The organism is Microcoleus sp. Pol8_D6 (genome assembly GCF_036700965.1).
Lineage (GTDB): Bacteria > Cyanobacteriota > Cyanobacteriia > Cyanobacteriales > Microcoleaceae > Microcoleus.
Genome location: NZ_JAUBPW010000114.1, coordinates 1 through 11,905, shown reverse-complemented (window position 1 = coordinate 11,905; position 11,905 = coordinate 1). Strand labels below are relative to the sequence as shown.

The 11,905-nt window shown below is 43.2% G+C and carries 9 protein-coding genes; 7 read left to right on the top strand and 2 right to left on the bottom strand.

The genetic code is table 11. The features are described 5' to 3' along the window. The first annotated feature begins 57 nt into the window (after nucleotides 1–57). Nucleotides 58–576 carry an HNH endonuclease family protein gene (locus QUA10_RS27765; protein WP_333086440.1) on the top strand — a complete coding sequence of 173 codons (519 nt, stop codon included), beginning with the start codon at nucleotides 58–60 and terminating at the stop codon, nucleotides 574–576. A 76-nt stretch (nucleotides 577–652) separates the two neighbouring features. Here the strand turns inward: QUA10_RS27765 and QUA10_RS27760 are convergent, their stop codons facing one another. Then, complete coding sequence (locus QUA10_RS27760; RefSeq protein WP_333084166.1) at nucleotides 653–1,933, bottom strand: valine--pyruvate transaminase; 1,281 nt, start codon at nucleotides 1,931–1,933, stop codon at nucleotides 653–655. 259 nt (nucleotides 1,934–2,192) lie between these two features. Here QUA10_RS27760 and QUA10_RS27755 point away from each other — a divergent pair, with 259 nt between their 5' ends. The 4 genes from QUA10_RS27755 to QUA10_RS27740 all read left to right on the top strand — a co-directional run bounded on the left by QUA10_RS27755 (nucleotide 2,193) and on the right by QUA10_RS27740 (nucleotide 5,395). Then, nucleotides 2,193–2,420: a hypothetical protein gene (locus QUA10_RS27755; RefSeq protein ID WP_333084168.1), complete on the top strand. Its 228-nt coding sequence runs from the start codon at nucleotides 2,193–2,195 to the stop codon at nucleotides 2,418–2,420. 96 nt (nucleotides 2,421–2,516) lie between these two features. Continuing rightward, complete coding sequence (locus tag QUA10_RS27750; protein WP_333084169.1) at nucleotides 2,517–3,059, top strand: peroxidase-related enzyme; 543 nt, start codon at nucleotides 2,517–2,519, stop codon at nucleotides 3,057–3,059. Between the two features lie 21 nt (nucleotides 3,060–3,080). Continuing rightward, nucleotides 3,081–4,286 carry an adenylate/guanylate cyclase domain-containing protein gene (locus QUA10_RS27745; RefSeq protein ID WP_333084170.1) on the top strand — a complete coding sequence of 402 codons (1,206 nt, stop codon included), beginning with the start codon at nucleotides 3,081–3,083 and terminating at the stop codon, nucleotides 4,284–4,286. Nucleotides 4,287–4,555: 269 nt separating this feature from the next. Then, nucleotides 4,556–5,395 (top strand): Tab2/Atab2 family RNA-binding protein, encoded by an 840-nt coding sequence (locus QUA10_RS27740; protein ID WP_333084171.1) that lies wholly within the window; start codon nucleotides 4,556–4,558, stop codon nucleotides 5,393–5,395. Between the two features lie 144 nt (nucleotides 5,396–5,539). On the opposite strand, the gene QUA10_RS27735 is transcribed toward QUA10_RS27740, so the two are convergent. Then, nucleotides 5,540–5,746 (bottom strand): hypothetical protein, encoded by a 207-nt coding sequence (locus QUA10_RS27735; protein WP_015177188.1) that lies wholly within the window; start codon nucleotides 5,744–5,746, stop codon nucleotides 5,540–5,542. 209 nt (nucleotides 5,747–5,955) lie between these two features. Between QUA10_RS27735 and QUA10_RS27730 the strand changes: the two genes are divergently transcribed. Continuing rightward, entirely contained in the window at nucleotides 5,956–6,828 is an 873-nt protein-coding gene (locus QUA10_RS27730) for an S-methyl-5'-thioadenosine phosphorylase (protein ID WP_333084174.1), read from the top strand. Between the two features lie 378 nt (nucleotides 6,829–7,206). Then, the coding region (locus QUA10_RS27725) for an AAA family ATPase (RefSeq protein WP_333086439.1) at nucleotides 7,207–11,905 on the top strand (4,699 nt) is incomplete at its 3' end.

Here is an 11,905-nt window from a genome sequence, read left to right as displayed (position 1 = left end):
TTATTCTTTATATTTGGGTACTAATTCACCAAAGGTACACCTACTAACTGTAGCACTATTTTAGGAAATTGGTATTATAAAAATGCTAGGGATCTTACTCAAACTAATAACCATGACAAAATTCAGTCCATATTTTCATCTTTAAGTACAAGTCTTAAATCTAAGTTAGCTGAGTTTGAAGAATTTGAAATAGAATTTACCAAACTTATTTATACCAAAAGCAAAACTAGAAATAAGAAAGTTATTACTTATATACTAAGTCGCTTTATGGGAAAAAACATTAATGGCTTACCTATAGATTATGAATTTACCAGCATCGAGCATATACTACCACAGTCTAAAGAATGTAATGAAGATGTAGTTGGAGGTATAGGTAATTTAATACTCGTAGATAAAAAAACCAATAGTGAAGAGTTAAAAAATTTAGATTTTCAACAGAAAATCAAAATATTAGTTAACAAAGGTTATCCTCTTGACTCGGATTTATTAAATGCCAATCAGTGGACTGAAAAAGAAATCCTTAATAGAGCTAAATCAATGGCTCATAAAGCATTTTATCAACTTTGGAGTATATGAATAGGTGAAATCAGCTCACTATACAAGTCCGGTGCAACCGGACTTGATATAAGAACTAACAACCAAACAATAACCACTAACTACGAACTACTGACTGATAAAGCTTTTCTACCATTTGAGCCAAGCGTTTCATGGCAGTTTCAATCTCATCATTTGTTGCAGTCAAACTGATACGCAAACACTCATGTTTATGCTGCCAATCTTCCCGCAAACCGGGGAAGAAAGAACTTCCCGGCACGACAATTACACCCACTTTCTTCAACTCTTGATACAGTTCCCAATCAGTCATTGGCAAATCTTTCAGCCACAACCACGCGAAAATTGCTCCTTCGCCCCGGTGCAAAAACCACGGCAAATCTTTCGGCATTGCTTGTTCTAGAGTGCTTTCTACGATCGCAAATTTGCTTTGATAGTATGGCCGAATTACGTTGATGGAAATATCGGCAAGAGCGCCGGACGTAATGGCACGAGTGGCGATCGCCTGTCCGTATCTCGGCGAATGAATGCACATATTGGTCTGAAAACATTCTAATATTTGAATGATTTTTTCATCGCCGATCGCAATTCCGATTCTTTCTCCCGGCAATCCGGCTTTCGACAAACTCATACAGTGCACGATATTGCCGCCAAAAATCGGCGTCATTTCGGTAAAGTTCAAGGACGGGAACGGAGGGCCGTAGGCGGAATCAACGAACACCGGCACGTCGAAAGCGGCCGCTAAATCGGCAATTTTCTTAACTTCGTCGTCGGTGAGAACGTTGCCGGTGGGGTTGCAGGGACGGGAAAAAATGACGCAACCGGTGCTTTGGTCGATCGACAGTTGGCTGAAATCCGGGCGGTATTTGAACCTGTGAGCAGCCGCATCAATATCGAGGGTGGGTTTGCAGGCGACTACCGCTTCGGGAATCAAGCTAACGCCGCCGTAACCCGTGTAGTCTGGGCTCAGCGGTAAAACAATATTTTTAAGCTGTTTGCTGGTAGTGTAGCCGCCGAAAGCGTTGGCTGCGTAGAAGTAAATCGATTGACTTCCGGGAGTAATTAGAATATTGCGATCGGTCAAATTCAATCCGTAACGCTGGTTGAAATCCGTCCGCACCGCATCAATCAACGGCTGATAACCTTGACTCGAACCGTAGCGACAAACCACCTCGCCGTATTCCGGGCCCGCCAAAAGTTCCGCAGTGCAGTCGCGCCACAACTGCTCGACTTCCGGCAAAATCACCGGGTTTCCGGCGCTCAAATTGATAAACTCCTGCCCGCTGCCGGCTCTAAGAGTTTCAATAATATCTTTCATAATTGCCCGAACTCCCGTGAGGTGGGACATCTGAGCGCCAAATTGAGTCAGGGCAGGGTTCATAGCAAATGCAGCGACAATGATAGAAGTTTACAGTTTACCCATAATAACTCCAGTCGCAGGCGTTAGCCTAGCTTATCTGGGGCATGGGTTGTCGATCGAGCCTCTGACTAATTCAATAAACTCGATCGCACAGCATTTTGTTTTTTCCCCTGTGCGCGCCGGATCATAAGATTTAGCGCATTTGTGGAGCCGGAGCGATCGAACAGTGTTTTTTGCCTAAAAATTAGCGAACGGAACAGCATTATCTAATTCAAGAGTTGTGGTAAGATTTCACGCCGTCGCGCCAGATGAATTGCCGATACTTGACAACAACCATTGGAAAAATCTAAAATTAGCCGTAAAACCCGATCGCAACAGAATTTTATGGGTTCCTGTTACTGCTATAATTACAGGTTTAATCCAGCCTCAAGAATCAGATTTGTTGCTAGCTCATTTTCATGATTCGCGGTTTGCTGACAGCGGTGCATTTTATCATCAATCCGACTAAAGCCAAGATAGGTCGTAAGGTCGCCTTTTGAGTGGCATTACATAACAAACACGTAAATTCCCACCCCAATTAACTGCCGTAAAATTAAACACAACAATGACACACTTTCCACTTATAGAATACGAACAACTTACCGATCCTAAAGCTAAAGCAGTGTACGAAGAAATATTGACAGACTTGGGGTTTGGCATCGTCCCCAACCTGTTCAAGTCAATGGCAATCAACCCTGACATATTAGAAGCAAATTGGAAAAAATTCCGGGGAACCATTCTGCAAGGAGACTTACCCCGTACCCTTAAAGAAATGGTCGGCGTCGCTATTTCCCAATCAAATAATAGCAAGTACGCTCTCCAAGTTCACCTGCACGGATTGTCAGCCTTGGGGATGAGCGAAGAACTACTGCGAACCCTAGTTTCTGACTTTGCCAACTGCCCTTTGCCAAAACGTGATAAAGCCGTAATTACCTTTGGCTTGCTGGCTGCTACAAAACCGCTGGAAATGACAGAAAGTGATTACCAAAACCTGCGGGATTTAGGACTTGATGATTCAGAAATCTTTGAGATTATTGCGACAGCAGATTTGTTTAGCTTTGTCAACCGATACACTGATGCAATAGCCCTCGAAATAGATGCTTTGTAATCTATATTTTATACCCCTATTATGGGCGAGCGGCTAGAATATCTAGATCGAGAAGAACTTCTGCTGACAGCCCGCCGTTTGTTAGCAGAAGCTCAAGCGCTTTCCATTCGCATTTCCGCTGTCAACGAAGTTGCCACTGCCATTAACCGCACCCTGGATCTCAACCAGATTTTGCGGGTACTAGGCAAGCAAGCCAAATGGTTGCTAGACTTTGAACACTGTAGCGTTTGCCTGCACAGCACTAACACTTGCATGACCTTATTTGGCAGGCATATCCCTGTAGATATTGCAGCCCTCCCAGAGGGCGGCCCTATTCACAAGGCTTTCACAACACGTCAACCTCAATTAATTCAAGAAGCGGGTGCTACTGCTATTTTATCCCCCTACGCTTCGCAAATTATCCTTCCTTTGGAAAGCGAAGGTAAGGTTTTAGGGACAATTAATTTTGCCACAACCAAGTCGAGAGCTTACACTCAAGAAGACTTGCGGATTGGCTATCTTTTGGCTTTGCAACTATCCTCAGCCATCCGCAATGCTGAACGTTTTAAAGAGATAAATAGCCTGTATTCCGAGCTCGATGCCGAAAAGCACAAATCTGATCAGCTACTGTTGAACGTGCTGCCGGTTGAAATTGCCGAGGAACTGAAAAATAACGGCAAAGTGGAACCACTTTATTATGATAGCGTATCGGTTTTATTTACAGACTTTAAAGGCTTTACTCAGTTATCTGAAAAAATGACGCCGCGAGAGTTAGTTGACGAACTAGACTATTGTTTTTCTTATTTCGATCGCGTGATGGATAAATACTCTATGGAAAAATTGAAAACTATTGGCGACAGCTATATGTGCGCGGCGGGAATTCCTACCCCTCGCCCAACACACGCCTTTGACGCTGTACTTGCTGCCATAGAAATTCGACAGTTCATGGCTCTGCGAAAAATACAGAAAGCTCAACAAAATATCCCTTATTGGGATATCCGCATTGGCATTCATTCAGGCCCAATACTTGCTGGGGTAATTGGCAATAAAAAGTTTTCCTATGATGTCTGGGGAGATACAGTTAATACTGCATCTCGGATGGAATCTTCCGGCGTACCTGGAAATATCAATATTTCTCATACAACCTTTGAATTAGTTAGAGATTTTTTTGAATGCGAATACCGAGGAAAAATTTATGCTAAAAATAAGGGCGAATTGGATATGTATTTGGTTCGCTATCTTAAATGATTTTGGGAATGGCTAATTGCTAAGGAAAAATGACTAAGCGAGCCGTTATACCATTTTAGATTGTAGATTTTAGATTGTAGATTTTAGATTTTGATTAGGACATGAGTGATTACTCTCACGGTTTGGCTCGCGGGCCTACAGTTGCCGTTTTTTTGACTATGAACTGAGAATATATAGCTCGAAGTTTTTTTAAAAGTTCGGTATTGTATCGGATTGTCACCAAGCTATATTAAAATTATCGAGTTGTAGATTTTATTTTTTAATTATTTATGCGTATTTGGCAAGCCGATTTTTACCGCCGCCCTCTCCAAGACGAAACTGCCAAACCACTCTGGGAACTCTTAATTTGCGACTCGGAAGGCAGTTTTCAATTTAGCGCTGTTTGCCGTCAGGGGGACGCAAATTCTAATTGGCTAGCTTCGCAGTTGCAGCAGCAAGCTGAAACCCAAAATTTGCCCGAATTGATTCAAGTATTTAGGCCTCAGTCTCTGGGCTTAATCGAAGCTGCGGGCAAAGCTTTGGGTGTCAAGGTGGAAGCGACTCGGCGCACTGCGGCTCTGAAATTGCTGCTGCAACAACGCGCCAAAGAATATTCGAGTATGCCTAATTATACAGGTGAAACTTACAGCGCGATCGCCCTCGACTCGCCGCCGCCCGTACCCTTACCCGAAAACCTCTGGGGCGATGGCTGGCGTTTTGCTTCCCTACCCGCCGGCGAGATTGAAGAGGCTTTCCAAGGGCGTCCCCTGCCAATTTTGGAAATGCCAGAATTGCTGTTACCGCTGAATTTGGGCTTGGCCTCAACAGTAACCGTACCGGGAGTTGTGATTGACGGTGGACGCCAGTCTATGCGGTTGGCTAGATGGCTTCAGGATGCGAAACCTTTTGCTTTGAATTATATTGCTGGAGAACCAGACGGATTGATATTGGAAGCTGGGTTAGTAGATAGGTGGGTTGTGGCTACTTTTGAAGATAGCGAGGTGAAAGCCGCGGCCCAAATTTACCAACAGCGCAAGCAATTAAGTAAAGGATTACATTTTTTGTTAGTCCAGCCCGATGATAGTGGCATGACTTATACAGGCTTTTGGCTGTTAAATTTTGATCGATAAGATGTAAATAATATTATTTGTGATGTCGAAAAATCGCGCGCCGAAAAATAGTAAAACACCGCCCGAACTCAGTTCCAGCAAATACAAACTCAGACACAAATTTTAACACAGCTTGTTGAGCTCGCAAGAGATCGTGCTGCAAATTTATTCTACAACTAAAATCAATCCGTTTTGGATGCCCTGACAAACTCGGTTGATGTGACACTGGTCTTTTTCGTTCAGACCTTTCTGGGCTAGCATTGCTGATTTCAGCAGCCGTCTGTCAAGGGGGGTAATCTGGCGAAAAGCAAAGATGCGCTCGACGATCGCCTCGATCGAGATTTTGGGGAGGTTAGCAGAGCTGACTGTCATGGTCTTAACACCCTAAAAATAAGTAACAGAACTATGTACCTTTATTTTTAAAGATTTTGTGAAGCTACTTTGTGATTGCGATCACATAATTTTAGTGACAAAATAGTGTATGCAGGGTGACTTTTGTCACGAAATCTTGAATTATCTTTACGCCAACTGAACGATGGCCCGATAGAATCACTGTGGTAAAACTCAAGCAGAGGGTAAAAATGGCACAAGCAAAAATCGGAATAATCGGCGGCAGCGGTTTGTATAAAATGGAGGCCCTCAAAGATATTGAAGAGGTGAAAATTGATACACCTTTTGGATCACCATCGGATGCCGCAATTGTGGGAACATTGGACGGTACGCCGGTAGCATTTCTGGCTAGACACGGCCGCAACCACACTTTTTTGCCCTCAGAAGTGCCGTATCGCGCAAATATTTATGCAATGAAGAGTTTGGGAGTTGAGTATTTAATCTCAGCGTCGGCGGTTGGTTCTCTGAAAGCTGAGGCGAAACCTTTAGATATGGTAGTGCCGGATCAGTTTATCGATCGTACAAAAAATCGAGTTTCTACTTTTTTTGGAGAAGGAATAGTCGCTCACATCACATTCGGCGATCCGGTTTGTGGCGAATTGGCTAAAGTATTGGCAAGTGCGATCGAATCCTTGAACCTCACCGACGTTACCCTGCACCGGGGCGGCACTTATGTCTGCATGGAAGGCCCCGCATTTTCCACAAAAGCAGAATCCCACCTTTACCGCAGTTGGGGGGCGACAGTCATCGGAATGACAAATTTGCCGGAAGCAAAATTAGCCAGAGAAGCAGAAATTGCCTACGCAACTTTAGCATTAGTCACCGATTATGACTGCTGGCACGAGGATCACGACAGCGTAACAGTAGAAATGGTAATAGCAAATTTGCACCGCAATGCAGAGAATGCTCAAAAAGTCATTCAAGAAACAGTCCGTAGACTAACAGAAAATCCCCCAGTATCTGATGCACATTCAGCTTTAAAATATGCAATTCTGACTCGGCTGGACCAAGTGCCGGCGGCAACTAAGGAGAAAATGGGTTTGTTGTTCCAGAAATATTTGTAGTTGAAATTAAGTTGCAATCATTAGGTTATAGGTGATTCCAGATGTGTAAGGTGCGCCGTGCGCACCCTACATCATGGGGAGAAGGCACAAATATTTGTATATCTAGCATTCGTCCTGAGTCAAGAGTCAGAAGTCAGGAGTAAGATCCATTGCCTATCAAATGTTTTAACAATAGACATCTCCCAAAATATCCAAAGCTATTCTCTCGCTACTTTTGAATCTCTCGCACTAGGAAGCACCCCGATTTTGCAAACAGTCGTTTTTTATGCAGGGGCAGCGATCGATCTCCCACTGCATTCATATATGAGCAATAATGGCAAGATGGGGTTGCAACTGCTGCACAGAAAGCGCAAAAGCTCAAAACGGACAATTTAAACTATGCTTGGCATTCCCGGATATCAGATTTTAACCCAAATCTATGAAAGCGAAAATTCCTTAGTTTATCGCGGAATTCGCGATCGCGATTCGCTACGCGACGGCTACGCCGAACCCCTACCGATCATCCTCAAGCTGCTGAAAGAAGAATTGCCAACGCCAGCACAACTGCTGAGATACCAGCAGGAATACCAAATCAGTCAAACTCTGAATTTCTCAGGCTTTGTTAAAGCTTACAGCTTAGAAAAATATCATAATTCTCTTGCCATCGTCTTCGAGGATGAGGGCGCTGAATCTTTAAGTTTATGGCGGCAGGAACGTCAGATAACCTTAGCGGAATTTCTCCCCATCGCTATCAAAGCTGTCGAGATGTTGGATGAGATTCACAGCTCTAATATTATCCACAAAGACATTAACCCATCTAATATAATTATCAACCCCAAAACCGGGGAAGTCAAAATTATTGACTTCGGCATTTCGACAGTCTTGTCTATAGAAAATCCTACCCTAATAAGTCCCAACGTTTTAGAGGGAACTTTAGCTTATATCGCACCCGAACAAACCGGAAGAATGAATCGCGGCATCGATTACCGCGCTGATTTTTATTCCCTAGGTGCAACTTTTTACGAACTGCTAACCAATCAACTGCCTTTTGAAGGTAATGACGCGATCGAATTAGTACACTGTCACATCGCTAAACAACCCCTTCCGCCCCAAGAAGTCCATCCAGAGATTCCTAAACCTGTTTCAGATATCGTAATGAAACTGTTAGCAAAAACCGCAGAAGAGCGATATCAAAGCGCTTGGGGAATTCAAGCAGATTTAGAGTTATGTCTCACTCAACTGCAAACTCAAGGCAAGATAGAAGACTTTCCTATTGGTCAGCACGATATTTCAGATAAGTTTCAAATTTCTCAAAAACTTTACGGCCGAGAAACAGAAATAGAAAGCCTGCTGGCGGCATTTGAGCGAGTTGCAGGTAGCTTGCAGGAAGAAGCAGAAAGTCTAACCTCAGACACTCAGCCATCCCCCAACAGCCGACCACATTCCGAAATGATGTTAGTATTCGGATATTCCGGCATTGGCAAATCAGCATTAGTACAAGAAATTTACAAACCCATTACCCGAAAAAAAGGTTATTTCATCGCCGGGAAATTTGACCAGTTTCAGCGAAATATTCCTTACAGCGCCGTCATTAAAGCTTTTCAAGAATTAGTGCAGCAATTGCTCGCAGAAACAGAAGTCAAACTCCAACAGTGGCGCGAAAAAATATTAACAGCAGTTGGAGTTAACGCTCAAGTCGTTATTGATGTAATTCCCGAATTAGAATTAATAGTGGGCAAGCAGCCAGAATTATCCGAACTTCCTTCCGCTGAATCCCAAAATCGGTTTAATTTAGTATTGCATAACTTCATCCGCGTATTTTGCAAGCCTGAACATCCCTTAGTCATGTTTCTCGACGATTTGCAGTGGGCAGACTCCGCAAGTTTGCAGATGCTTCAATTGATAATCACCGACCCAGATATGCAATATCTGTTTCTGATTGGTGCTTATCGGGATAATGAAGTCACTGCCGCCCATCCGCTGATGTTAACAATTAATGAGATTCAGAAAACTGGATGCGTAATTAATTCAATTTCCCTCTTACCTTTAAAGTTAAATTATGTCAATTATTTAATTGCAGATACTCTTAAATGCCATCTCGAAAAAGCCCTGCCCTTAGCAGAGTTAGTCCTGCAAAAAACTCAAGGCAATCCCTTTTTTATTAACGAGTTTCTCAAATCACTTTATGCTGAGAAACTGTTGAAATTTGGACCCACCTCTCCGAAGATTGAGGGGGCAAAGGGAGACTGGCAGTGGGATTTAGAGCAAATTCAAGCCAAGGGAATTACTGACAATGTAGTCGAACTGATGGCAGGAAAAATTCAAAAACTGTCCCAGGCAACACAGCAAATATTAAAATTTGCTGCTTGCATTGGCAACCAATTTGACGTAAAAATGTTGGCGATTGTTAGTGAAAATTCAGTAAAAGCAACTAACGAGAAACTTTTGGAAGCAGTTAGGCAAAATTTAATTATTCCCGTGGGGAATGATTACAGATTTCTAGAATTAGAGCAAAGTTCAGAAGATTTAACTGTTTATTACAAATTTTTGCACGATCGCGTCCAGCAAGCCGCCTATTCTCTAATTCCCGAACCAGAAAAGCAAGTTGTTCACTATCGAGTCGGACAACTTTTGTTGGAAAATACTACGCCGGAACAGCGACAACATAAAATATTTGATATCGTCAATCACCTCAACTTTGGCAGCGAATTAATTGCCACGCAGCCACAGCGCAATGAACTGGCAGCGCTCAACCTTTTAGCAGGCAAAAAAGCCAAAGTTTCCGCTGCTTATAAATCAGCACTAGATTACTTCGCGGCGGGCAGGCAATTATTAAGTGCAGACAGTTGGCAAACCCAATACGACTTAACGCTGAATCTCTACGAAGAAGCAGCAGAAGCCGCTTACATCAGTACCGATTTCGAGCAGATGGAGGAATTAGCAACTTCCGTGCTGCAACAAGCCAAAACAGTGATCGATAAAGTAAAAGTCTATCAAGTAAAAATTCGCTCTCAGTTAGCCCAAAGCCAGTTCCAGCAAGCATTAGACACAGCTTTATCAGTGCTAGAACTGTTAGATATACATTTTCCCAAACAGCCCAATACGACAGATATTGAGGCGGCGCTGCAAGCAACTCAGGCAGCGCTAACAGGCAGAGAAATCGAAGATTTAATCGATTTACCACTGATGACAGCCCCGGACAAATTAGCAGCCATGCAGGTGATATCCAGCACTCTTGATGTTGCCTATTTTTCCTTCCCAAAACTCCAGCCTTTATTGATTTTTAAACTGGTAAATTTATCCCTAGAATATGGCAATAATCCTTATTCTTTGCCCGCTTATGCCCGTTGTGGAATGCTTTTTAGCGCGATTTTCAACGACATAGAATCTGGCTATCGATTTGGCGAACTGGCTTTACATTTGCTGGAGCGAATTAACGCCGGCACAGTTAAAGCACACACGCTTCACTGCGTTAATGCTTTTGTCAAACATTACAAAGAATCGGTTAGGAAAACTTTAAAGCTGTCGCATGATGGTTGGGCAATCGGTTTGGAAACCGGAGACATAGGAAATGCCTGCCACAATGCCAGTGTGTACTGCTGGCATAGCTATTTTGTTGGCAAAGAACTCACAGAATTGGAAAGAGAAATAGCTGCCTACCATGGCATAATACGCCAACTCAAGCAAGAATTTGATTTGACCAGCAATGAAGTAATCCGGCAGGTAGTTCTCAACTTAATCGATCGCTCGGAGAATCCTTGCAAGCTAATGGGGGAAGCATATAATGAAGACACGCAGTTGCCTATGATGCTGCAAAAAAACAATCGTAGTGCAGTTTTTATTATTTACTTGCAAAAAACGCTTCTCTGTTATCTCTTTGGAGAATTTGCTGAAGCTGTAAAATATGCTGACTTAGCAGCGCCATCTTTAGCTGGAGTGGTTGGTTCGCTTGTTGCGCCCCTCTTTTATTTCTACGATTCTCTGGTGCGACTTGCGGTTTACTTTGATGTCAGCCAGAGCGATCGCGAACAAATTTTAGAAGAAGTAGCCGTCAATCTGGATAAACTGAAAGTATTGGCAACTCACGCACCGATGAATTACTTGCAGAAAGTAGAACTAATAGAAGCAGAATTGTGCCGCATTCAAGGAGAAAACTTTGAAGCAATGGACTGGTACGATCGCGCGATCGCCACCGCTGGAGAAAACGAATACATCAACGAAGAAGCCCTCTCCTACGAACTAGCTGCCAAATTTTACTTATCTAAAAATAAGACATTGATTGCCAATACCTACCTGCAAAATGCCCGCTATTCTTATCTCCGCTGGGGTGCAGCAGCCAAAGTTAAAGACTTAGAAAAACGCTACCCTCAGCTATGGCTGAGACAAACATCAACAGGTACAAACCTTTCTGCCATAACCACATCCCTTCCGCCAACATCCACAGGCAGCAGCAGCTCATCAATGCTTGACTTTACCACAGTAATCAAAGCATCGCAAGCAATATCCGGCGAAGTAGTATTAGCATCCTTGCTGTCAAACTTAATTAAACTTACCATTGAAAATGCCGGAGCTCAAAAAGGTTTTCTTATCTTGCTAAACAGCAGGGGCGAACTCAGAATTGAAGCTGCCGGAGACGTTGACGGTTCCGTCCAAGTCTTGCAATCTCTTGCTGTTAATAACAGTCAGGAGCTCCCGACATCTATTATCAACTATGTCGCAAGAACTCAGTCAGATGTAGTTTTAAACGATGCCGTCCGCGAAGGAACCTTTACCGCAGAGCCTTATATTGCAATTAATCAACCCAAATCAGTATTGTGCGCCCCCATCATCAATCAAGGCAAACTCATCGGCATTTTGTATCTAGAAAACAATCTCGCAACTGGCGCTTTTACAGCAGACAGATTAGCAGTATTGAGCATAATTTCTGCCCAAGCTGCTATTTCCCTAGAAAATGCCCAACTTTATCAAACCCTAGAGCAAAAAGTAGAAGAACGCACCGCACAATTAGCCCAAGCTAATAGAGAAATATTGGTTTTGAACGATCGGCTAAAAGTAGAAAACCTTCGCATGAGTGCCGAACTAGACGTAACCCGCCGCC